We start from the raw sequence: 22,284 nt of genomic DNA, 5'->3' as shown, positions 1-22,284 counted from the left end.
GTGATGAAAAAATCCCTATTATCTTTAATTATTATAGCGTTAGCCTCACTCCTTCTTTGTGCTTGTACTAAAAAGAACTTCACAGGCAAATGGAAGACCGATATCTTCGACCAAGGAAGTGTTAGAGAAGATGGAGCGAAAATCGCAGGCAAAGCAACTGGACAAGCCGACCTTGCTTCAATTATCTCTAAATATATTCACTGGAATGCTACTATGGAGATAAAAAAAGACGGAACTTTAACAATGGACAACGGCGAAACTTTCTCCGCTAAATGGCATCAAAAAGGTGACAAAATTGTAATTGAAGGAAAAAATATTTCCGGAATTGCAACCCTGTCCGATGACCAAAAGACTTTATATTTCGAAAATAAGCCATTGAATGATAATTCTGGTAACCAGAATGGTTTTATGATTGGAGAAAATTCGTTAAAGTTTGAATTTAAAAAGGTAGAATAATGATGAAAAAATTAGGAATGGTGATTACATGTTTAGTGATGATTTTGTTACTTGTTTCTTGCGCAAATAAGAGAAACGATTTAGTTTTATCGAATTTTCCAAGTATTCAGAATGAGCTAACCGAAAAAGACTTGCTTAAGGCGGTTGGAACACCACACGAGAAGTCTTCTTCTCTTAGCGATGTTACCCAGCTATATGAAAAATTACTAAAAATGGACTTATCCAGTGGTGAATCAATCCTGTCTCAGAAATCAAATTGGACTGTGGGAATAAATGGTATCATTACAGACTACTACGTTTACAAATTAAAAGACGGTAAATCAGTGATTGCTTTTCTTAGTAAAGAAAAGGTCGTTGCGATAACAAGAAAAGGTATTGATTATAAGTAATGTGAAAGGTGGATTAATATGAAAAATAGCATTAAAATTCGATTGGCAATTATAACAATAGCCATCATTGGATTTCTATTTTATGGATTTAGAGATAATGGTTCGGTACTTTATTACGGGCAAAGCTATACAGCAGGTTCTGTATTTAAACCTGATTCATATCTCTCAGCTGGGCTATTTAAATCCGCAGGCAAAGAGATAAACAAACTGGTTTCGAAAAAGCGTGGAAGTAGCCTTACAGGTGTGATGGTCTCTGTTGTGGTTGGTGGAATTACTTTTTTCACACTTTGGCAAGATGACGATTTTAAAGATATTTTAGTAGAGGCAAGAAAACAAGGAGAAAATAATTAAAATGGCTAATTTGGATAATTACTTGATTTTGGTTTTTATTGTAGCAACTGGAATTCTTATCGCTATTCAATTCGCAGGCGACCGTTTAGCAGATTGGCTGACAGATCTAGCCCAGCAATTCTTTTCGAAAAGCTTGGATAAGCACGAAGAAAAACGTAAGGTGGAAAAAGAAGAAAAATAAGTTGAGGATTTACAGTCTGGTTATACTGCCAGATAAAACTAAGATCATCTTCTCTTATTCAAATCTAAGGTATCTAACTCAAAAGAACCAATATTTATATTTGACGAATAATAGAAAAAAGACGGCTCATTTTTTGAACCGTCTTTTAATTCACTCATAAGATATGTGAACTCAGATTGCTTTTAGACTGCTGAGCGTCAGATTGTCAGAAGCTTAGATGTTTTATGTTCGCTTCGCCTTTCGGTTCGGGTTGATTAACTTTGCACTAACACCGCCGTTTCTGCCCAATTTTGGCACACGACTTATTGTATTTTTACACAATATTAGTCTGTGTAGAGGAGGGCGGAGGAGTCTTCAAGAAAATATTCTAAGCTTTTTATTTCCTTTTTTTGCTTCTGTTGTGATGGATTACCTTTCGAAAATCTCCAGCAGTTGAGCTTTTCACAACTCCACATTCTCACAAAAATACCAGCAAAAAATCTTAATTTTAGCCCAAATACTGATGTAAATTAAACTCAAAAACAGGCTGGACTTCCGTGCCAAAGAGAGTTATGATTGACAGGTAAAAGAAAGAAACAGATAGGAGTGATATGTATATCGATTTAGAAACCGAAATGTATCTACAAAAATTAGAAGGTGATATTCGTAGCCAGCTATACTGGGGCGTAGTGCCAGAAATACCAATTGAATGGCAACCAAACCAATTAGGATTTTACCTCAGCGACCCGATATCTTTGCCCGCATTTTTAACGAAACTACGAGTGCTCGAAAAAGGTTTTGCCTTCGATTATGTTGAAACTAATGTTTTTAAACGCAAAATAACAGTTTTTGCCATTAACGAAAGCAAAGAAAAGTTTATTGCGAAAATCGAAAAGTTGCTTACTTGCCAAAGTAGAGGCGAGATGTGCGAAATTTTGCTATACATTTTGGCAACGCCAGTAACTTATATCAATGAAGCGATTTGTTAGCCTAAAATTACAACAAAATTGCCCCAGTTTTGTGACTGGGGCGTTTGTTTCGAATTGAGAATATATAGAAAAGTTTCTTAAAAATTTTCTAATACAGTGTAAAAATGTCAGAAAAATTAAAAACAGTTACAAATAATATACTACTATTGACAAAGTGTAAGAATATGGTTTATATTAGTAACACTGAAGGTTTCTTATTTTATCCAATCAACATCATTTTTAATGAAAGTGAGGACGGTACAGATAAAAAAACAAATTTTATTTCAATGCTTATAGGTGCTGGAGGAACTGGGAGTGTGTATGGCTTCATTCAACCAATGCCTTTTTGGAATCTTGTTGTGATAGTTGTAGGAGTTATTATAGCTATTTCTATTATTTCATATAGCATACACGCCATTCTTAATTCTGATAAAAAATCCAGAAACTTAGATGGGATTATATCTGCTGGGGCTGGGAGGAAAAACAACCACCTTAAACCTAAAAATAAAGCCTCACCAAATGAAAGAAAAAATCACCACTAAGAAGTGGTGAGAAACCGTAAATCAGTCTTGTCGTTCTCTTGTTGGTTAACTATAAGGCTGATAACTAAAAATAAGAAATCTTCTTCCCAGTGATACTAGAACTATCATTGGGATTTTCTTTATCTCAAAAGCATATATTTTATAGCTATCTGAGATAACTTAATCTATTATACAGACTTTAAGTAATTGTGTCAACAGTTTTGTTGAAAAATGATTGAAATTTATCATTAGTTTTGGCTTTATTCAAAATATCAACTTTCTCTTCGTGAAGTTTCGATCTCTACACCACAAGCTCTTTTAAATTTTTCATCCGACGATCAATTGCATAATATTCATCAGCAAACGTTGGATTGAGAAAGCTACTGGTGCAAGCCCAAGAATCTTAATCTGTAATTGAGAATTTAATTCAAAATTGGAGCTTAAAAATATATCATCCACTGTATAATCTCGTAATTTATCAAAAGTTTTGAGGTAAATGGTTTCGATTTTCAGGAGAGTTGATTTGTTTTCATGATCTTTGATTAAATTTTTCCATCGGAGTCTCCTTTGTTATATTGGGGGCACTCATCATAATTCTCTGCAAGGGAAAGTTAAGCATTTTGTAAAAAACCAGTGATGTAAAATATAGGGCTTTACTTTTAGGACGCTATGCATTATTAAAACAGGAAATTTAGACACTTCCTGTTTTTGAGTATTGGGTTATAGGGTGTATTGATATTTGGACTATTTTGGGGGCTATGATATAATTGGGTTATAAAAAATATACAATATGTGGCATAAGTACTATTAGACTTGGAGTTAGTGAAAACAAGTATGCTAAAAATATCGAAAAACGCTAAGGATACCGTAAAGGGACTTATTGAGTTACCAGATGTAATTCTTTTTAAGAATGAATCTAGGGCGGTAACATTGAAACTTTTCATGCCAAGACTGAACGGATATGAATTTGACTATTTAGGATTACAAGATAATTTATCTGAAGTTGTAATTGATTTTGCGCTAAGTAGAAAAACTGTTGAACAATATATAGCAGATAGAAAATTTTCTCGACTAAATACAGAGGCTAAATCTAAATTTAAAGATCACCTGCATAATAAGGGAGAGCTAGGTGAATTGTTACTCTATATGATGTTAGAGGGATATCTGTCGGCTCCGCAAATTCTATCAAAAATGGCACTGAAAACTAATTCTGAGGATTACGTAAAAGGTGCTGATGGTATTCATTTTGTTAAAGTTCCAAATAGTGAACGTTATCATCTTATTTATGGTGAATCGAAATTATATGATGATGTTACAGACGCTTTTAGGGAAGCGTTTAGCTCTATTAGTAGATTTACAGATAACGAGAATAAAGATGTTAGAGCATTTGAATTAGCATTGATTAGTTCTCAAATCGAAAACGAAGTGATTGATGATAAGGATAAAGTCTTAATTTCCCAGATTATCTATCCTTCTAGAAATCCCTCATCATTTTCTGTTTCAGATGCATTTGGAATCTTTATAGGTTTTAACCTTAATATTCCAGAAGATTTTTCTAAAAAAAACGAAGACGATTTCGAGAATGCGATAAAAGAAGAAGTATATAATATTGTCAATAATAGAGTGGCTACAATCGAACAGCATATTATTAAGCGGGAATTAAAAGCAAAAAATTTCTATGTTTTTCTTATACCCTTTACTGATCTTAATAAAACGCGAGAAGAGCTTATTAAAGGAATAACAAAATGATGGAAACTATAATTCAAAGGTTAAATAAACAGGCTATTAACGATGATTACCTCTATGAGCTTTTAAAGAAAATACAATTTAATTTTGGAAAGAAAATTTTTGGTGAGAATGTAGATAGCTTAAATAAACAAGAGCTAATTGATATATTGCGTTTTTCAGATATATTATCTCGCTCTAGCGATTCTTTTAATAGGAATATATCTTTAAAAATAGTATCAACTTTATTTGATGAATATAAGGATAATAGGATTTATCAGCTGTTTGCTCAAAATGTGATGGTGAAGTTAGGAAATTTTCCGTCTTTAGAGATATTAGAGTACTATGGCGGTACAATCAATAATGATGAGATTGAAATCGATAAATTAATTAAACAAGTATTTCAAGGGACTTCAATTAAAAATAGGTACTTCACCGACTCTCAATATGAAGTAATTCAATCTATAAAGAATTCCAATCACTATAGTTTTTCTGCTGGGACTTCATTTGGCAAATCTTTCCTATTTGCTGAGTATATTAATTGGCTGATTGAAGAAAAAAATTCGAGTGAAAACATCGCATTCTTAGTCCCAACTCGCGCTTTAATTACGTAGGTGGTACGTGACTTAACAAATTTTTTATCGAATGAAAAATACCGTATTGTTGATAATCCAGAGATACCAGCACTATATAGGAATAAAAAATTTATCTTTGTTTTTACTCCTGAAAGATTGATATCATATTTTTCAAATAAAAAGAATCCAAATATTTCGGCAATGATTATTGATGAAGCGCAAAACATTATTGCAGAAGATGAACGTTCGCCGATGTTTTATCATGCAATAACATTAGCACAACAAAAATCTGTAAATTTATATTTTGCTTCACCAAACATACCAAACCCTAGTATATTCCTTGAACTAGTCGGCAGTTCAACTGAAGAATCTCAACGGATAACTGATGTTAATGTTGTTCAAAATAAATTTTTTGTTGATTTTATAGAGCATAAAGCTACGATTTATTACGACTATTTAAAAAATGATAAAAGCTACGAACTTCCTTTTAATAGATATTCATTTGAAGAATTTATACTATTAACAACTAAAGGAAACCAGTCCATTATTTATTGCAATACGGTAAATGATACTGTTCGAGAAGCACAGAAACTAATTTCGCAACTTAAACAGGTAAACGATACCGATCTGATAGAGTTATCGAAATTTATCCAAGATACAATTCACGAAGATTATTTTCTTGCAGAATTGGTTAAATATCAGATTGGCTTTCATTTTGGTGCATTACCGCAAGTTGTAAGAGAAAGAATAGAGTCTGAGTTTAAGCAAGGACATCTGAAATATTTATTTACGACATCAACTTTGTTACAGGGGGTTAATTTACCAGCAAAAAATTTATTTATTCTTAGTGAGAAATTAGGTCAATCCAAGCTAACTTCATTAGATTTTAAAAATCTTGCGGGTCGAGCCGGAAGGTTGTCTGAGGAGCTGTATGGTAATATATTTATCGTAAGGCTTGAAGAAAAACGATGGTCGGGGCGTGCGATTGATTTAATAGGGGATAGTGATCTACCTAAAGTTGAAAGTATGCTTCTAACAGGTAAAAACAATTTTTACAAAAATATTGGCAATACTTTAATAGAGCGCCCTTTAACTAATAAAAGTATGTCAAGAAAGAACAAGAGGATTATCTCGGATTATGCCTCTATTCTTGCTTTTCAACATAAAAAGGGAGTGACGTCACAGTTAAGTGAGAAATTTAGTCAAAAAAATTCTGAACGTCAAAAAATATATAAATTAATTACTGATTTTACAGTTCCTGAAGATATTTTAATGATGTCAACAACTATAAAACCTAAGTATCAGGAAATGATATATAAAGATAACAATCCTTATATTTTTAATGATGGTTATGATTATAATGATTGCTTAAAAATTTTAAGCATCCTTACTTTAAAATACGATTGGAAAAATGAAGAAGATAAAAGACAGCTAGGGAATGCGAAGAAAATAGCGTACTATGCACTTTTAATGAGCGATTGGATAAAATCAAGACCATTAAATGTTATGATTGTAAGAACAATAGATTTCTTGGATAAAAATCGCTATGAGATTGAAATCAATCACGACCCTAATAAGAGAGTCACTTTTTCTAGACAAAATATACATCATGTCAATCAGATCATAAACGAATTATTGAGAGATATTGAGAATGTAATAAGATTTAAAATAAAAAATTATGTTACAAACTATTTGATGCTTACAAATCAAGATGATGGTGAATGGCATAATTATCTTGAATATGGGACCAATGATAAAACAACAATCGAGCTTCAAAAAATAGGTTTCGAACGCCAAGTTTCTATTGAACTTAAAAAATATACAGACTGCTTTGAATTAAATTCTAATGAAGAAATTATAGCTATAGATAAAAGTAAACTTCTAAAAAAAGAAATAAATAAGGTGACAAAAGCTCAAATTGAAATTTTACTTTGATATAAATTATGGATTTAGCAAAGATATCTTATATGTTTTTGTTTATCTCTTCTAAAAAATTTAATGATAATATGCAAGCGTTCCTGAATAAAGTATTTAAATCGTTGGTTGAACATATCAATGAGTAAAAGAACTTACATGATTGATTTCGAGTATGCTTAGAATTGCACATCATATTGAAAATAATTAGGAATTACCATCTGCAGTGGAAAATAGTAGCTTTTCTTTAGCAAATAATATGTCAATAGAGAATAATGTAATAGAAAAAACTTTGTTCAGATGTTTTAGATGAACTTATAATTTCATCAAGTAATCCAAGAAAGATAAAAGTCAATAGAACTTAGTTTCAATATAGTAATTCCGCCTAGAATACCAACTGGAATAGTCATAGCAATCTAATTAACAGAGTTGTATTAAACAGTATTTAAGTCTATTTTAGTAAGGGGGGGAAGTTGTAAATTGAAAAAATAATATCCGAGAATAAGTGATTTATGGTGTTAGAGGTTGTTTAGTTATTGGACTGTTGGGTGAGGTGTGTTATAATTTTCAATAAATTGTGTTTGCTGGATCTTCTTTCGAAAGTTTGCCCAGCTCACAACTCACCCGAAGCATCTCATTGAGCGTCCACACCGAAACATCGTGAAGATATTGACTGTCTGAATATTGTCGTTCCAGTGTGGCAATTCTGCCCACTATCTTTGCGACTGTGGCGATTTCATCGTCTCAGGTGGTATCTGCGTTTTCGAAACTATGAATATGCCTAATGCGGTCTTGAAGCGACAGCTCGCTTATTTCAAACTGATTATGTTGAATATTTTTATTGGTAAATTTTTCCATCTAAATCTCTTTTTCTTTATTGGTGTATACATCATAACTCTCCGTGGAGGAAGAGTTAAACACTGTTTTTACGAAAACCCCAGCGACTCGGAATCGCTGGGTTTAAGGGGTTAGAGTGGGTTTGGTATTGGACTGCTGGGTGACAACACAATATTAAGCAAGTTCATTTTTATTTTATATTAATGTTTAAATGTGATGCAAACGGCTTCGGGAACTCGGAAATCGTTAGAAAGCTCAGCTAATCGACCAGTTTCAGGATTACGTTTAAAGACGGTTGCATTATCTGAATCTTGGTGAACTGCAATTAGAAATTCTTGGTCAGGAGTTAGGTCGAAATCACGTGGTGTTTTACCATGACTTGGAACAATCTCTAATAATTCCAAACTACCATCAGCTAGGATGCTAAATACAGCAATGGAATCATGACCTCGGTTGGATGCATAGAGGTATTTGCCGTCTTTTGAAAGACGAATGGCAGCAGTAGCATTAAATTCCTCATATCCATCTGGCAAAGTCGAAATGACTTGCATGCGTTCAAATTCACCAACACCATCGTAAATCAAGACTTCAATGGTACTGTTGAGTTCACAGATGAGGTAGGCAATCTTATAATGATGATGGAAAACGATGTGGCGAGCACCTGCTCCAGCTTGGCTGTGATAAGTGTAGAGTTTACTTAGTTTTCCTTCTGGGCTAACATCGTAGGTCGTTACTTCATCCGTTCCTAGATCACATGTGACGAGATACTGGTCAGGTGTTAGATCCGTAAAGTGTACATGTGGGGAAGATTGGTTTTCATGAGGACCTTGTCCGCTATGCTGATCTAGATCTGTTTGGATGAGTCTACCATCCGATTGACGTTTATAAACTAGAACTTGACCTTTATGATAGTTGGCCCCATAAACGAGACCACGTTTTTCATCTACTGTCACATAACAATGAGGAGCGCCTTCTTCCACCACATGATTTAACAAAGTGCCGTCGGTCTTGTAAGCAGCGATTCCACCCAAGCCATCCTGGCTCCCTACGGTGTATAAGTGTTGCTGTTGGTCAAAGGCAAGGTAGGTCGGACTTGGTTCAGCAGCAAAGAGTTCAAGATTTTCAAGCTGGCCTGTTTCTGTATTAAAATCAGCTTTGTAAATCCCTTTAGATAAGCGACGAGTGTAAGTTCCAAAATAAACAGTTTCTTTCATGTCCATACCTCTTAATAATGATAAGTTCATTATACCACAAAATGAAATTCTTAACTGACTTTCATCATTTTTTGAAAATTACAGAAAACATCTTAGGGAGATTTATTTAGTTTTTACCTTGCTTTCAAAAATCAAAGTGATATAATAATGATATATTTGATTTAAAGGAGTGTCTTATGAAAAAACGTATTTTTCTAACGGCTGCAGTAGCAGTGTTGTCATCAGCACTACTAGCAGCTTGTTCGTCTGGTGGTAAAAACGCCAACCAACCTGTGACTTATACTTATGTCTTCTCATCGGATCCTGCAACTTTGGACTATACAGTTTCTGGAAATTCCAGTACCAAACAGGTGACTGGGAATGTCATCGATGGTTTGCTTGAGAATGACCAATATGGAAATCTTGTGCCGTCTGTAGCAGAGGACTGGAGTGTTTCTAAAGATGGTTTGACTTACACCTATAAAATCCGGAAAGGGATTAAGTGGTACACTAATGAAGGCGAGGAATATGGTGAAGTAAAGGCTCAGGATTTCGTGACAGGTTTGAAACATGCTGTCGCTAAGAAATCACAAGCCCTCTATCTTGTACAGGATTCAATCAAAGGGTTAGATGATTATATTAACGGGAAAACAAATGATTTTTCTACTGTTGGAATTAAGGCGACAGATGATTATACTCTTGTTTATACGCTTAATAATCCTGAATCTTTCTGGAATTCCAAGACAACGATGGGTGTTTTAGCACCAATCAATGAAGACTTTTTAGCCTCTAAGGGGGATGATTTTGGTAAACCTACTGATGTTACAAGTATTCTATACAATGGTCCTTACCTTCTGAAAGGTCTCACATCGAAATCTTCAATCGAGATGACAAAAAACCAAAACTATTGGGATAAAGGAAATGTCTTTATTGATGATATAAAATTAACCTTCTTTGATGGTCAAGATGCAGACTCTCTTGGTCGTGGTTTTGATGAAGGCCACTACCCAGCAGCTCCTCTCTTTAAGAATTCTGCAAACTATGAGCGATTCAAAGAAAAATACAAAGACAACATTGTGTATGGTCAACAAAGAGGAGGTAGCTACTACATTTCAACTAATATTGACCGTGTAGCCTATAACCATACTTCTAAAACAACGGACGAAGAAAAGACATCTACTAAGAAAGCTTTGTTGAACAAAGATTTCCGCCAAGCCTTGGCTTTTGGAGCAGATCGTAAGGCTGCTGTCTCTCAAGTATTTGGTGATGAAGTTGCCCCTCGTAAATTACGTACTAGCTTTACACCTCCAACGTTTGTTCAAATTGGAGATCAATCTTTTGGTCAAGTAACAAAAGCAGAACTTGACAAGTTGGATACTGCTTGGAGCGATGTTAGCCTAGATGATGCACAAGATTCACTTCATAATGTAGAGAAAGCTAAAACCAAACTTGAAGCGGCTAAGAAAACTCTTCAAGCCGACGGTGTTCAGTTCCCTATTCATTTGGACTTGCCAGTTTCCTCTACTCAAACGGATTTTGTACGTCAAGCTCAATCGTATAAACAATCAATAGAGGAAGCTCTTGGAGTTGAAAATGTAGTGGTTGATATCCAACAAGTTTCTGATGATGAATTGGGAAGTATGACCGTTCTTGCAACTTCAAAAGACAATATCGACTGGGATATCAATCCAAACAGTGGATGGAGCCCAGACTATGCAGATCCATCAACCTATCTTGATGCATTTGATCCAACATCTGGACCAACTCTTCTTGGAGCACTTGGTATTGCACCAGGATCAGATAGTTCAGCCATTAAGGCAGTAGGATTGGATAAATACAAAGAATTACTTGATGATGCTAACAGTGAGAAAACAGATCTCGAAAAACGTTATTCAAAATATGCTAAAGCTCAAGCATGGTTGACAGATAGTGCTCTAGTTATTCCTGTACACTCAGACGGTGCCCAAATGCTTGTTACAAAGAAAGTTCCAGGAACAGGAGCAGATGGTTGGGTCGGTGATAAAACAGGCGAAAACAGTTATAAATATCTGAAGATTCAAGATAAGATTGTGACAAGTAAAGAAATGGAAGAATTTCGCAAGAAATTTGCTGAAGAAAAAGCAAAATCAAACGAAGAATACCAAAAACAACTATCAAGTCATATTAAAGATTAAATAAATCTCCTCAATTGAGGAGATTTTTCTTTTTGTCTATCTATGTAAGCACTTAAAAAAAGAGTTATTTTAGTCTAAAAATGGTATAATGAGAGAATGACAGAAAGGATGTATTTATGGAACATAAAGAGAAACATTTTAGCCTATCTTGGTTTTTTAAGTGGTTTTTAGATAATAAAGCTATTACTGTATTCTTAGTGACCTTGTTACTGGGCTTGAATCTTTTCATTCTAAGTAAGATTAGTTTTATCTTTTTACCGGTTTTGGATTTTCTAGGAGTTGTCATGTTGCCAGTTATTTTATCTGGTTTACTTTATTACCTCCTCAATCCGATTGTTGACTGGATGGAGAAGCACAAGATCAATCGTGTCCTTGCTATTAGTATTGTTTTTGTTATTATTGGACTCTTTATCATTTGGGGATTGGCAGTCGCAATTCCTAATCTGCAACGCCAAGTCTTAAATTTTGCGAAGAATGTGCCGACATATCTCGAAGATGCTGATAAGGTGATCAATGACCTGGTAACCAAACGTTTGCCAGATGATTTTAGACCGCAGTTGGAGCAGGTTCTTGCGAATATTTCTACTGAGGCGACGATGTGGGCGAGCAAAATCTCTTCCCAAGCCGTTAACTGGGTGAGCGCCTTTATCAGTAGTGTTTCTCAGGTGATTGTAGCGGTCATTATCGTACCCTTTATGCTCTTCTATCTCTTGCGTGATGGAAAAGGCTTGCGAGATTACCTAACTAAATTCATCCCAAACAAGTTAAAAGAACCTGTTGGACAAGTTTTGTCAGATGTTAATAAACAGTTATCAAACTACGTTAGAGGGCAGGTTACAGTTGCTATTATCGTGGCAATTATGTTTATTATCTTCTTTAAGATTATTGGTCTCAGATATGCTGTGACTCTGGGGATCACGGCTGGTGTCCTCAATCTAGTACCTTACCTAGGTAGTTTTCTAGCCATGCTTCCTGCCCTTGTTTTAGGTTTAATCGCAGGACCTGTCATGCTCTTGAAAGTAGTCATTGTCTTTATCGTGGAACAAACGATTGAAGGACGCTTCGTATCGCCTCTTATTTTAGGTAGTCAGCTCAATATTCATCCCATCAATGTCCTCTTTGTTCTCCTAACTTCAGGTTCTATGTTTGGTATTTGGGGAGTTTTGCTGGGAATTCCTGTCTATGCCTCTGCCAAGGTTGTTATCTCAGCTATCTTTAACTGGTATAAAGAAGTCAGCGGTTTGTATGAGGAAGAAGGAGAGGAAATCAAGAGTGAACAATAGTCAACGCATGCTCCAAGCTTTGGATGAACAGGATTTAACCAAAGCGGATCAGTATTTTCACAAAGCCCTCGAAACAGATTCGAGTGAAGTTCTTTATGAACTAGCAAGCTATCTAGAGGGAATTGGCTTTTATCCTCAAGCAAAAGAAATTTACCAAAATATCGTTACAGAATTTCCAGAAGTGAATCTGAACTTAGCAAGCATTGCTAGCGAGGATGGCAATGTTGAGGAAGCTTTTGCTTACCTTGAGGAAATCACATCCGAAAGTGACTGGTACGTATCGGCCTTGGCCTTGAAGGCGGACCTCTATCAGTTGGAAGGATTGACAGATGTAGCACGTGAAAAGTTACTGGAAGCCTTAAATTACTCAGATGATGCCTTATTAGTTTTTGGTTTGGCTGAGTTGGATAGTGAGTTAGGAAATTATCAGGAAGCGATTCAGGGCTATGCTCAATTAGACAATCGCTCCATCTATGAGCAAACGGGCGTATCAACCTATCAACGAATTGGCTACGCTTATGCCCAGTTAGGCAAGTTTGAAGCTGCAACTGAATTCTTAGAAAAAGCTTTAGAATTAGAATACGATGACCAAACTGCCTTTGAACTGGCTAGTCTTTACTTTGATCAAGAAGAGTATCAAAAATCTGTTCTTTACTTTAAGCAGATTGATACCATTTCACCAGATTTTGAAGGATATGAGTATGGTTATAGTCAAGCCTTGCATAAGGAACATCAGGTGGAAGAGGCCCTTCGTATCGTTAAAAAAGGACTGCAGAAAAATCCATTTGAAACCCGTCTCTTGCTAGCTGCTTCTCAGTTTTCGTATGAATTGCATGATCCTAGTGCTGCAGAGCAGTTTCTCCTTACTGCTAAAGAAGATGCAGAGGATACAGAAGAAATTTTTCTTCGCCTCGCAACCATTTATATGGAACAAGAGCGGTATGAAGATATCATTGCTCTCCAAAGTCAAGAACCTGAAAACCTCTTGACCAAGTGGATGATTGCACGCTCTTACCAGGAAATCGAGGATTTAGATAAGGCCTATGAGCTCTATCAAGAACTGTCATCTGACCTCAAGGACAATCCCGAGTTTTTAGAGCAATATACTTATCTCCTGCGTGAATTAGGATATTTTGAAGAGGCCAAGATACAAGCTGAAGCCTATTTAAAACTCGTTCCAGATGATGTTCAGATGCAAGAACTCTTAGAAACACTTTAAAAGTTATCTCTCTAAAAACGTATCCGTCAATTTGGCAGATACGTTTTTTTGGAAGAAATAGAATTTTTTTACAATTACTCTTGCTAAATTGTTTATTTATGCTATAATAGGAACAATTATTTTTAGGAGGTGCAGTATGTCTTATATGTTTGAGATATTACCCAGTTTATTGAACGGTGCAAGTATGACTCTTCAAGTCTTTGCTCTGGTTTTAATTTTTTCAATTCCTTTAGGTATTGTCGTTGCCTTTGCTTTACAAGTCCGCTGGAAACCCCTCCATTATCTCATTGACCTTTATATTTGGGTAATGCGAGGGACTCCTTTGCTCTTGCAATTAATCTTTATTTACTATGTTCTTCCTAGCATTGGGATACGTTTAGATCGTTTGCCTGCTGCTGTGATTGCTTTTGTATTGAACTATGCAGCCTACTTTGCAGAAATCTTTCGTGGTGGGATTGAAACCATTCCCAAAGGGCAGTATGAAGCTGCAAAAGTGTTAAAATTTGGCTCCTTTGATACAGTTCGCTATATCATCCTTCCTCAGGTGACAAAGATTGTCTTACCGAGTGTCTTTAATGAAATTATGAGTTTGGTCAAGGATACTTCTTTGGTTTATGCCCTTGGGATCTCAGATTTGATCTTAGCTAGTCGGACAGCAGCTAATCGGGACGCCAGTCTTGTTCCTATGTTTTTAGCTGGAGCGATTTATTTGATTATGATTGGTCTTGTAACCATTGTAGCGAAAAAACTTGAGAAGAAGTACAGTTATTACAGATAGGAGGATTGCTATGTTAGAATTACGAAATATCAATAAAGCCTTTGGTGGCAAACAAATCTTAACCAACTTTAGCCTATCTATTCCCGAAAAGCAAATCCTTGCAATCGTAGGTCCATCAGGAGGCGGCAAGACCACCTTGTTACGTATGCTAGCTGGATTGGAAACCATCGATTCAGGGGAAATCTACTATAACGGAGAATCGCTAGCTATAGACGAACTAGAAAAGCGCAATCTTCTGGGATTTGTTTTCCAAGATTTTCAACTCTTTCCGCATTTGTCAGTTCTAGATAACTTAACCTTGTCGCCCATAAAAACCATGAGCATGGAGAAGGAAGTTGCTGAGAAGAAGGCGCGTGGTTTGTTAGAACAACTTGGGTTAGCTGGGCATGCAGATGCCTTTCCTTTCTCATTATCTGGTGGGCAAAAACAACGGGTGGCCTTAGCACGCGCTATGATGATAAACCCAGAAATTATTGGATATGATGAACCTACATCGGCCTTAGACCCAGAATTGCGATTAGAAGTAGAAAAACTTATCCTTCAAAATAAAGAGCGTGGGATGACCCAGATTGTTGTGACGCACGACCTTCAGTTTGCAGAAAATATTGCTGATCAGATCCTTAAGGTTGATCCAAAGTAGGAGGTGTCTATGAAGAGAAAGAAAATTGCCCTTGTACTTGCTCTGTTCTTTAGCTTCTTCCTGACGGCTTGTACTCAGAAGGTAAGTGATCCAAATCAGGATAACTGGGCCAAATATCAAAAGCAGGGTAGCATTACCATTGGCTTTGACAATACCTTTGTTCCCATGGGATTTGAGGAAAAGAATGGCAAGTACGCGGGCTTTGATATTGACCTAGCCCAATCTGTCTCTGAAAAGCTAGGAATTCAGATTAAATTTCAACCCATCGACTGGGATATGAAAGAAACCGAACTACAAAATGGTACCATTGATGCCATCTGGAATGGCTATACAGCTACAGATGAACGGAAAGAGAAGGTTGCCTTTACTATTCCTTACATGGAAAATCAACAAGTTTTGGTCTCTAAAAAGTCTCAAAATATCCACTCAATTCAGGATATGACAGACAAAATTTTAGGGGCCCAGGCTGGATCTTCTGGCTATTTGAATTTTGAAGGACAACCCGAACTACTCAAGAACCGAGTGAAAGACCAGAAGGCTAATCAATACCAAAGTTTCAATGAAGCCTTAATTGATTTGAAAAATGACCGGATTGATGCCTTGTTGATTGACCGGGTATATGCTAATTATTATCTCCAGTCTGAAGGGATATTAAATGACTACAATATCTTTTCAGCAGGGTTTGAAAGTGAAGCTTTTGCAGTTGGTGTAAGACCTGCTGATAAAACTTTGTTAGCCGCTTTGAACCAAGCCTTTGTTGCACTATACAAAGAAGGAAAGTTCCAGGAAATCAGCCAGAAATGGTTTGGAGAAGATGTAGCTACCAGTCAAGTTAAAAATCAAGAATAAGAAAAGAGATTGAGGAGAAACTCAATCTCTTTTTGCATCAAAAAATCCTCTGGCAAGTACCAGAGGATAAGAGTTTATACTCAATGAAAATCAAAGAGCAAACTAGGAAGCTAGCCGCAGGCTGCTCAAAACACTGTTTTGAGGTTGTAGATAAGACTGACAAAGTCAGGAACATATATCTACGGCAAGGTAACGCTGACGTGGTTTGAAGAGATCTTCGAAGAGTATTATTTCATTGTTGGGAAGAGCAATACATCACGGATAGTAGTTGTATCAGTGAGGAGCATGCAGAGACGGTCGATACCGATACCCAAACCACCTGTTGGTGGCATACCGTATTCAAGAGCCTCGATGTAGTCGTAATCGATACCTGTTGCTTCATCGTCCCCAAGTTCTTTAGCTTTGGCTTGAGCTTCGAAACGGCTAAGTTGATCGATTGGATCATTCAACTCAGAATAGGCATTTCCGTATTCTTTGGTCATAATGAAGAGCTCGAAACGGTCAGTAAAGCGTTCATCTTCAGGGTTTTTCTTAGCGAGTGGAGATACAGCTACTGGATGTCCATAAACGAAGGTTGGTTGGATCAATGTTTCTTCGACAAATTCTTCAAAGAAGGCATTGATGATGTGACCAACTTCAGTGTAATGCTTTTCAACAGGTACATGTTTTTCATTGGCAAGAGCTACGGCTTCTTCGAAAGTTAAATCTTGCCAGAAGTCAACACCAGTAATTTCCTTGATAGCATCCACCATGTGAACACGTTTAAATGGTTCATTAATCTTGATTTCAGTGCCTTGATAGTTTACTGGACCATCTCCTTTGACAGCCTTTGCAGCATGCTGGATAATACCTTCTGTCAAATCCATAATATCATGGAAATCGGCATAGGCTTGGTAAACCTCAATCATAGTAAATTCAGGATTATGAGTTGCATCCATTCCTTCGTTACGGAAGATACGGCCAATCTCATAGACGCGTTCCATACCACCGACAATTAGACGTTTGAGATGAAGTTCTAGAGCTATCCGAAGCACCATATCAATATTTTGAGCATTGTGGTGTGTAATAAATGGTTTGGCAGCAGCACCACCGGCCTCGTTGTGAAGTACAGGTGTTTCCACTTCAAGAAAATCATGTCCATCTAGATAACGACGAATTTCAGAGATGATTTTTGAACGAGTGACAAAGCGTTCAAAACTTTCGCGATTTGAAATTAAATCAAGGTAACGTTTACGGTAGATAGTTTCAACGTCAGTCAAACCATGGAATTTCTCTGGAAGTGGGCGAAGTGCTTTAGACAAGTGTGTAATATGAGTTGCCTTGATAGAGAGCTCTCCCATATCTGTCCGCATGACTTCACCTTCGACACCGAGGAAGTCTCCTAGGTCAGCCTTCTTAAAGATTTCGTAGTTTTCTTCACCCACAGCATCTTTACGAACATAGATTTGGATTTGGCCATCACGGTCTTGTAAATGAGCAAAGCCGACTTTCCCTTTCCCACGTTTACTAACTAAACGTCCAGCGATAGTAGCAGTTTCGTTTAATTCATGTAATTGTTCTTTATCGAGTTCTGCAAATTTGTCTTTTAGTTCTTGAGAGTTAGCAGTACGTTCAAAACGTTTACCGAAAGGATCAATTCCTTGTTCACGGAGCGCAGCCATTTTTTCACGGCGAACGATCTGCTGGTCATTTAGTTCTTCCATATGTTCTGTAGACATGGGTTCCTCCTAATTTTTAATCAAATTTTGAAATAATAAATCAATTTTTCACGATACTCCCATTTTATCATAAATAGCAGAGAAATTCACGGATATTCTTTGAAAACTAAAAAGAACTTGAATATTAAGATCAAGTTCCATTATTTTCTTTGATAGGAAGTGTCATTCCATCTTTCCAGAGTGAAAGTTTCAAAATCCTCAGTGTCCAAAATTGTCAAACTAGCATTGGCCAAGCCCCCATCTTTGCGAAGGTGAGCCTCTTTATAACCTAGAAGTGTCCGTAGGCTAGCAGTCAGATTTGCACCATGACCCACAATCAGGATTCTTTCAGCCTTGCTTCCTTTTAGCGATTTGATAAATTGAATGGTTCGCTGAGTCGTAGAGTAGAGAGATTCGGCTTCAAACATCCTCGTATCAAACTGAGCCAGATTAGAGCGAAAGGCCTTTATTTGTTGAGGGTAGATGGCATTGAGAGTTGCGATTTTTAAACCTTCAAGTTTCCCAAGATGCCATTCACGCAGGTCAGGAATAGTCTCTAAAGGACATTGCGTCTGGAGTTGACTTTGGATAATTACAGCAGATTTGACCGCTCTTGGTAAGTCACTTGAATAAATCTCATCGAAAGGAATATTGCTGAGATATTGACCGAGAGCCTTTAAGGTATCAATAGACTCAGGAAGAAGAGGTGAGTCCCCTCCGGCACCTTGGAAACGTCCTTCAAGATTCCAGATAGTTCGGCCATGACGCACAAAATAGAGTTTCATCAGTTGTTTTCCTCCAAGATATCTGCAAAATCTGCTTTCACAAAGCTAGCCAAGTCTTGTGGAGCAATGATAATACTATGCCCGACTTCCCCAGCAGAGACGATCATCTTGTCCAAATCTAAAGCTGTTTTATCAATAAAAATAGGATAGTTGTGTTTTTGGCGAATGCCGACGGGGTTATTTGCCCCATGAATATAGCCTGTCGTTTTTTCTAGGTCTTTTTGTGGAATCATACTCACTTTTTTATTACCAGAAACCTTTGCTAATTTTTTTTCAGCGAGGTGTTCTGTTATGGGGACGATTCCGATGATTGGGCCTGTCTTGTCCCCCAGCAGAGCCAAGGTTTTAAAGATATGTGTTCGATCATATTCCGAAGGAAGTTCTCCCTCAAGCGCATTGATTTGAATCCCTGTGTGCTCAATTCCTGCTTTGGTTAAGATTTGCTCGACAAGAGTTTTTTTAATTTTTACTTTTTTTGCCATTATTTATACTTATCCTCCAATTGACTCATCCAGATACCAAGCCAAATGCCAAGCGCAAAGAAGAAGGCGATGAGAACATAGCTCACGATGGAAAGCCCAGTGTATTGGATACTTTCAGCACTTCCAGCATTTGGAATCAAAATCAAAAGAGTGCTTGATAGCACAATTCCAATAATAAAGTGATAAACACGGGAGTGGTAATTGTTCAAGGCATGGTCCATTAATTTTGAAAAGATAATGAGAGTTGCTCCTGCACCAATCCCGATAGGAAGGAAGGTACCAAATAAATCAAAGGTCTTAAAGCCAGTTAGCATTGGAGCGTACAGTCCTAAAATCAAGAGTAGATTTGATGGACTTAAACCAGGCACCAAGACACCAAGAGCTAAAAGAACACCTGCCAAGATGAAACTAGCGAAACTGGCGCTGAGAGATCCAACAACAAAGTTTAGCGCGTAGAGCCCTAGACCTGAAAGGATAAAGGTAGTCCAGAACCAGACTAGGTCAATCTTGTCACGATCAGATTCTCGAGTAGATTCTCTAAGGAGGCTAGGAACTGTACCGATGATAGCTCCAGCAAAGCTCCATAAAACATAGACTTGGTAATTTTCTAGCAAATACTCAATCGGATAGGAAAACAAACCAATACCTAGCAACATCCCGATGGCTACTGGGATAAAGTATAGGACATTCTCTTTAAAATCCTTAAAGGGATGAGCAAGAAAGCCAATTATTCGCTCGTAGATCCCCAAAATCGCTGCCAGAACACCACCAGAAATTCCAGGTAGGATAAATCCTAAGGCGATGACGATTCCTTTAATAACTCTTGCAATCCATGAAAACATATTAGACTCCTCAATTTCATAAATTTCTTTCTCTGTCTTATCAATTATAACACAGACAGCAAAAAAATGAAAAAGCAAGTGAAAAAGTTGCGACTTTCACTTGCTTTACGGTCTTAAAAATAGCTTTCTGAAGGTTTCTTCTTTTTCCTTATCAGTAGAAATGAGATTGATGTCTAGGTGATGTTCAAATCCTGCAATTTTTCCTTTGGAAGTATACTGATGGAGGTCATAGTCTAAATCAGTATTGGGTGTGGACTCAAAGTAGCCTGAATCTGTCCCATAAGAAGGAATCCAGACGGCAGAGAAATTTTCCGTATTGATGCTATGTTCTTGCATGAAATAGACACCAATGTAAATCCCGATATTTTTAGCGCCCAGCGATTCAAGTTTAGCTCGAAAAGCTTCGACTCCGTCATTCATATCTGCCATTGTTTTTTTCTCAACGTCAAGCCAGTAATAACTAGGGTTGTATGGAGAAGCAGAATTGTAGAAAACTTCAGCCGCTTTTTCCATTTCTTCTTTGTTTGTACCAGCTAGATAAGCATAGACGGCTACGGGAACATTGCGCTTTTGAAATTCTGAAATGTGATTTTTATAGGCTTTATCGACCCCGTTGATAAAGGCTGCATCATTTGCTTCCGTGTGTTGAGTACCACTGTGTACGCGAACAATAGCTCCAGAAATATTTTGAGATAAAATATCGTAGTTTATCTCCTCCGGTCTTTGCCAACCAGAAATGTCAATAATAGGTTTATCAAGATTATGCAAGGCCTGGTTTTCAACTTGGACAGTGTTGCTTTTTGACTTGACCGAATGGTCTTCATAAGCTGGTTTATTAAAGATTAAAATAGCTATAACAATGGTGAATAGACTAAAAATAATAGCTGGATGAATCTCTTTTCTCATATCTAATTAGTTTAACGTAAATAGATAAAAAAATCAAAGAAAACGTTGAAAAGATGAATGAACTAGCATGTTTTCCCCTATTTCTCTGTTTGTTTACTCCTAAGGAAGTAAATTATGGTATAATATAAGGGAATTTTTACAGAAAAGAGAATAGTATGTCAAATTATGCCATTATCTTAGCAGCGGGTAAAGGTACTCGCATGAAATCAGATCTTCCAAAGGTACTTCATAAAGTAGCAGGAATTTCGATGTTGGAGCATGTTTTTCGTAGTGTTGGTGCTATTCAACCTGAAAAAACAGTCACTGTTGTGGGACACAAGGCGGAGTTAGTTGAGCAAGTATTGGCTGGTCAGACAGACTTTGTCACTCAATCGGAACAACTAGGAACTGGGCATGCCGTTATGATGGCAGAGCCCGTTCTCCAAAATCGCTCTGGGCACACCTTGGTTATCGCTGGAGATACTCCTCTGATTACAGGTGAAAGCTTGAAAAATCTCTTGGATTTCCATATCAATCACAAAAATGTGGCGACTATTTTAACGGCTGAAGCAGCAGATCCTTTTGGGTATGGTCGTATCGTCCGTAACGATAATGCTGAAGTTCTTCGCATTGTGGAGCAGAAAGACGCCACAAACTTTGAAAAGCAAATTAAGGAAATCAATACAGGAACATATGTATTTGACAATGAACGTCTTTTTGAGGCCCTTAAAAACATCAACACCAACAATGCCCAAGGTGAATACTATATTACTGATGTGATTGGTATTTTCCGTAATGCAGGTGAGAAGGTTGGCGCCTATACTCTCAAGGATTTTGATGAAAGTCTTGGGGTAAATGACCGTGTGGCTCTTGCGACTGCGGAAGCAGTGATGCGCCGTCGTATCAATCAAAAGCATATGGTTAATGGTGTCAGCTTTGTCAATCCAGAAGCAACTTACATTGATATTGATGTCGAGATTGCACCTGAAGTTCAAATCGAAGCCAACGTTACCTTGAAAGGTCAAACGAAGATTGGGGCGGAAACTGTTTTAACAAATGGAACTTATATCGTGGATAGCGCTATCGGAGCTGGAGCTGTGATTACGAATTCCATGATTGAGGAAAGTACAGTTGCAGATGGTGTGACAGTCGGTCCGTATGCTCATATTCGTCCATGCTCAAGTCTTGCTTCTCAAGTTCACATTGGAAACTTTGTTGAAGTAAAAGGATCTTCAATCGGTGAAAATACCAAGGCAGGTCATTTAACCTATATCGGAAACTGTGAAGTGGGTAGCCATGTTAACTTTGGTGCAGGTACGATTACAGTTAACTACGACGGGAAGAATAAGTACAAGACTGTCATTGGCAACAATGTCTTTGTTGGATCAAACTCAACCATCATTGCTCCAGTAGAACTTGGTGATAATTCACTAGTTGGAGCTGGTTCAACGATTACAAAAGATGTTCCAGCTGACGCCATTGCTATTGGACGTGGACGTCAAGTTAATAAAGATGAATATGCACTACGTTTGCCTCATCATCCTAAGAATCAGTAGGAGTC

The 22,284-nt window shown here is 37.0% G+C and carries 23 protein-coding genes; 16 read left to right on the top strand and 7 right to left on the bottom strand.

All coding sequences use genetic code 11. The annotated features are described in order from the left end of the window. The first annotated feature begins 3 nt into the window (after positions 1-3). The 9 genes from B7725_RS06845 (at position 4) to B7725_RS06810 (ending at position 7,080) form a co-directional block, all read left to right on the top strand. Positions 4-456, top strand: coding sequence for a hypothetical protein (locus B7725_RS06845; protein ID WP_084875315.1), 453 nt, complete (start codon positions 4-6; stop codon positions 454-456). Beyond that, positions 456-845 (top strand): hypothetical protein, encoded by a 390-nt coding sequence (locus B7725_RS06840; RefSeq protein WP_084875313.1) that lies wholly within the window; start codon positions 456-458, stop codon positions 843-845. Before B7725_RS06845 ends, B7725_RS06840 begins: the two co-directional genes overlap by 1 nt. 18 nt (positions 846-863) lie before the next feature. Continuing rightward, on the top strand, positions 864-1,196 hold the full coding sequence (locus B7725_RS06835) for a hypothetical protein (RefSeq protein WP_060955877.1): 333 nt from the start codon (positions 864-866) through the stop codon (positions 1,194-1,196). A gap of 1 nt (position 1,197) precedes the next feature. Next, positions 1,198-1,377, top strand: a complete 180-nt coding sequence (locus tag B7725_RS06830; RefSeq protein ID WP_084875311.1) for a hypothetical protein — start codon at positions 1,198-1,200, stop codon at positions 1,375-1,377. Positions 1,378-1,967: 590 nt separating this feature from the next. Next, on the top strand, positions 1,968-2,345 hold the full coding sequence (locus B7725_RS06825; RefSeq protein WP_084875309.1) for a hypothetical protein: 378 nt from the start codon (positions 1,968-1,970) through the stop codon (positions 2,343-2,345). A gap of 104 nt (positions 2,346-2,449) precedes the next feature. Continuing rightward, on the top strand, positions 2,450-2,866 hold the full coding sequence (locus B7725_RS06820; protein ID WP_142357355.1) for a hypothetical protein: 417 nt from the start codon (positions 2,450-2,452) through the stop codon (positions 2,864-2,866). A gap of 813 nt (positions 2,867-3,679) precedes the next feature. Then, positions 3,680-4,594: a HamA C-terminal domain-containing protein gene (locus B7725_RS06815; protein ID WP_084875305.1), complete on the top strand. Its 915-nt coding sequence runs from the start codon at positions 3,680-3,682 to the stop codon at positions 4,592-4,594. Continuing rightward, positions 4,594-5,184 (top strand): hypothetical protein, encoded by a 591-nt coding sequence (locus tag B7725_RS10135; RefSeq protein ID WP_239823778.1) that lies wholly within the window; start codon positions 4,594-4,596, stop codon positions 5,182-5,184. Before B7725_RS06815 ends, B7725_RS10135 begins: the two co-directional genes overlap by 1 nt. Then, the gene (locus B7725_RS06810) at positions 5,185-7,080 is read left to right on the top strand and encodes a helicase-related protein (protein ID WP_239823777.1); all 1,896 of its coding nucleotides are present in this window, start codon (positions 5,185-5,187) and stop codon (positions 7,078-7,080) included. A gap of 546 nt (positions 7,081-7,626) precedes the next feature. Here the strand turns inward: B7725_RS06810 and B7725_RS10285 are convergent. Both B7725_RS10285 and B7725_RS06805 read right to left on the bottom strand, forming a co-directional pair. Next, positions 7,627-7,794 (bottom strand): DUF6900 domain-containing protein, encoded by a 168-nt coding sequence (locus tag B7725_RS10285; RefSeq protein WP_394335034.1) that lies wholly within the window; start codon positions 7,792-7,794, stop codon positions 7,627-7,629. 302 nt (positions 7,795-8,096) lie between these two features. Further along, entirely contained in the window at positions 8,097-9,110 is a 1,014-nt protein-coding gene (locus B7725_RS06805; protein ID WP_084875303.1) for a lactonase family protein, read from the bottom strand. A gap of 176 nt (positions 9,111-9,286) precedes the next feature. Between B7725_RS06805 and B7725_RS06800 the strand changes: the two genes are divergently transcribed. The 6 genes from B7725_RS06800 (at position 9,287) to B7725_RS06775 (ending at position 16,032) form a co-directional block, all read left to right on the top strand. Beyond that, positions 9,287-11,263 (top strand): peptide ABC transporter substrate-binding protein, encoded by a 1,977-nt coding sequence (locus B7725_RS06800; protein WP_000745942.1) that lies wholly within the window; start codon positions 9,287-9,289, stop codon positions 11,261-11,263. A 116-nt stretch (positions 11,264-11,379) separates the two neighbouring features. Next, positions 11,380-12,546 carry an AI-2E family transporter gene (locus B7725_RS06795; RefSeq protein WP_084875302.1) on the top strand — a complete coding sequence of 389 codons (1,167 nt, stop codon included), beginning with the start codon at positions 11,380-11,382 and terminating at the stop codon, positions 12,544-12,546. Continuing rightward, entirely contained in the window at positions 12,536-13,765 is a 1,230-nt protein-coding gene (locus B7725_RS06790) for a tetratricopeptide repeat protein (protein WP_162279018.1), read from the top strand. The genes B7725_RS06795 and B7725_RS06790 overlap by 11 nt, the downstream gene beginning before the upstream one ends. Positions 13,766-13,901: 136 nt before the next feature. After that, positions 13,902-14,543: an amino acid ABC transporter permease gene (locus B7725_RS06785; protein WP_061598464.1), complete on the top strand. Its 642-nt coding sequence runs from the start codon at positions 13,902-13,904 to the stop codon at positions 14,541-14,543. Between the two features lie 10 nt (positions 14,544-14,553). Next, on the top strand, positions 14,554-15,183 hold the full coding sequence (locus B7725_RS06780) for an amino acid ABC transporter ATP-binding protein (RefSeq protein WP_000891744.1): 630 nt from the start codon (positions 14,554-14,556) through the stop codon (positions 15,181-15,183). 9 nt (positions 15,184-15,192) lie between these two features. Continuing rightward, positions 15,193-16,032, top strand: a complete 840-nt coding sequence (locus B7725_RS06775) for an amino acid ABC transporter substrate-binding protein (RefSeq protein ID WP_000823421.1) — start codon at positions 15,193-15,195, stop codon at positions 16,030-16,032. Positions 16,033-16,259: 227 nt separating this feature from the next. Here B7725_RS06775 and lysS read toward each other — a convergent pair whose 3' ends face one another. The 5 genes from lysS to B7725_RS06745 form a co-directional block, all read right to left on the bottom strand. Further along, a complete protein-coding gene (lysS, locus tag B7725_RS06765; RefSeq protein ID WP_000102433.1) occupies positions 16,260-17,750 on the bottom strand; it encodes a lysine--tRNA ligase in 1,491 nt (496 codons plus the stop codon). Positions 17,751-17,890: 140 nt separating this feature from the next. Continuing rightward, positions 17,891-18,514, bottom strand: a complete 624-nt coding sequence (locus B7725_RS06760; RefSeq protein ID WP_084875298.1) for a histidine phosphatase family protein — start codon at positions 18,512-18,514, stop codon at positions 17,891-17,893. Next, positions 18,514-18,996 (bottom strand): aminoacyl-tRNA deacylase, encoded by a 483-nt coding sequence (locus B7725_RS06755; protein ID WP_001085914.1) that lies wholly within the window; start codon positions 18,994-18,996, stop codon positions 18,514-18,516. The genes B7725_RS06760 and B7725_RS06755 overlap by 1 nt, the downstream gene beginning before the upstream one ends. Further along, complete coding sequence (locus B7725_RS06750) at positions 18,996-19,838, bottom strand: DUF368 domain-containing protein (RefSeq protein WP_084875296.1); 843 nt, start codon at positions 19,836-19,838, stop codon at positions 18,996-18,998. Before B7725_RS06750 ends, B7725_RS06755 begins: the two co-directional genes overlap by 1 nt. Before the next feature lie 105 nt (positions 19,839-19,943). Further along, positions 19,944-20,744 carry a glycoside hydrolase family 25 protein gene (locus B7725_RS06745; protein ID WP_084875294.1) on the bottom strand — a complete coding sequence of 267 codons (801 nt, stop codon included), beginning with the start codon at positions 20,742-20,744 and terminating at the stop codon, positions 19,944-19,946. A 155-nt stretch (positions 20,745-20,899) separates the two neighbouring features. On the opposite strand from B7725_RS06745, the gene glmU reads away from it, so the two are divergent. Next, positions 20,900-22,279 carry a bifunctional UDP-N-acetylglucosamine diphosphorylase/glucosamine-1-phosphate N-acetyltransferase GlmU gene (gene glmU / locus B7725_RS06740; protein ID WP_084875292.1) on the top strand — a complete coding sequence of 460 codons (1,380 nt, stop codon included), beginning with the start codon at positions 20,900-20,902 and terminating at the stop codon, positions 22,277-22,279. The last annotated feature ends 5 nt before the right edge of the window (positions 22,280-22,284 follow it).

Source organism: Streptococcus oralis subsp. tigurinus, from assembly GCF_002096275.1.
GTDB lineage: Bacteria > Bacillota > Bacilli > Lactobacillales > Streptococcaceae > Streptococcus > Streptococcus oralis_CN.
Note: the sequence above shows the minus strand (reverse complement) of the source record. Positions and strands in the feature narration are given on the sequence as shown.

What these genes read in the sequence shown, in the direction of transcription:
- B7725_RS06845 (WP_084875315.1), top strand. Translation starts at nt 4, where the DNA reads ATGAAAAAATCCCTATTATCTTTAATTATTATAGCGTTAGCCTCACTC.
- B7725_RS06840 (WP_084875313.1), top strand. Translation starts at nt 456, where the DNA reads ATGATGAAAAAATTAGGAATGGTGATTACATGTTTAGTGATGATTTTG.
- B7725_RS06835 (WP_060955877.1), top strand. Translation starts at nt 864, where the DNA reads ATGAAAAATAGCATTAAAATTCGATTGGCAATTATAACAATAGCCATC.
- B7725_RS06830 (WP_084875311.1), top strand. Translation starts at nt 1,198, where the DNA reads ATGGCTAATTTGGATAATTACTTGATTTTGGTTTTTATTGTAGCAACT.
- B7725_RS06825 (WP_084875309.1), top strand. Translation starts at nt 1,968, where the DNA reads ATGTATATCGATTTAGAAACCGAAATGTATCTACAAAAATTAGAAGGT.
- B7725_RS06820 (WP_142357355.1), top strand. Translation starts at nt 2,450, where the DNA reads ATGTCAGAAAAATTAAAAACAGTTACAAATAATATACTACTATTGACA.
- B7725_RS06815 (WP_084875305.1), top strand. Translation starts at nt 3,680, where the DNA reads ATGCTAAAAATATCGAAAAACGCTAAGGATACCGTAAAGGGACTTATT.
- B7725_RS10135 (WP_239823778.1), top strand. Translation starts at nt 4,594, where the DNA reads ATGGAAACTATAATTCAAAGGTTAAATAAACAGGCTATTAACGATGAT.
- B7725_RS06805 (WP_084875303.1), bottom strand. Translation starts at nt 9,110, where the DNA reads ATGAAAGAAACTGTTTATTTTGGAACTTACACTCGTCGCTTATCTAAA.
- B7725_RS06800 (WP_000745942.1), top strand. Translation starts at nt 9,287, where the DNA reads ATGAAAAAACGTATTTTTCTAACGGCTGCAGTAGCAGTGTTGTCATCA.
- B7725_RS06795 (WP_084875302.1), top strand. Translation starts at nt 11,380, where the DNA reads ATGGAACATAAAGAGAAACATTTTAGCCTATCTTGGTTTTTTAAGTGG.
- B7725_RS06785 (WP_061598464.1), top strand. Translation starts at nt 13,902, where the DNA reads ATGTCTTATATGTTTGAGATATTACCCAGTTTATTGAACGGTGCAAGT.
- B7725_RS06780 (WP_000891744.1), top strand. Translation starts at nt 14,554, where the DNA reads ATGTTAGAATTACGAAATATCAATAAAGCCTTTGGTGGCAAACAAATC.
- B7725_RS06775 (WP_000823421.1), top strand. Translation starts at nt 15,193, where the DNA reads ATGAAGAGAAAGAAAATTGCCCTTGTACTTGCTCTGTTCTTTAGCTTC.
- lysS (WP_000102433.1), bottom strand. Translation starts at nt 17,750, where the DNA reads ATGTCTACAGAACATATGGAAGAACTAAATGACCAGCAGATCGTTCGC.
- B7725_RS06760 (WP_084875298.1), bottom strand. Translation starts at nt 18,514, where the DNA reads ATGAAACTCTATTTTGTGCGTCATGGCCGAACTATCTGGAATCTTGAA.
- B7725_RS06755 (WP_001085914.1), bottom strand. Translation starts at nt 18,996, where the DNA reads ATGGCAAAAAAAGTAAAAATTAAAAAAACTCTTGTCGAGCAAATCTTA.
- B7725_RS06750 (WP_084875296.1), bottom strand. Translation starts at nt 19,838, where the DNA reads ATGTTTTCATGGATTGCAAGAGTTATTAAAGGAATCGTCATCGCCTTA.
- B7725_RS06745 (WP_084875294.1), bottom strand. Translation starts at nt 20,744, where the DNA reads ATGAGAAAAGAGATTCATCCAGCTATTATTTTTAGTCTATTCACCATT.
- glmU (WP_084875292.1), top strand. Translation starts at nt 20,900, where the DNA reads ATGTCAAATTATGCCATTATCTTAGCAGCGGGTAAAGGTACTCGCATG.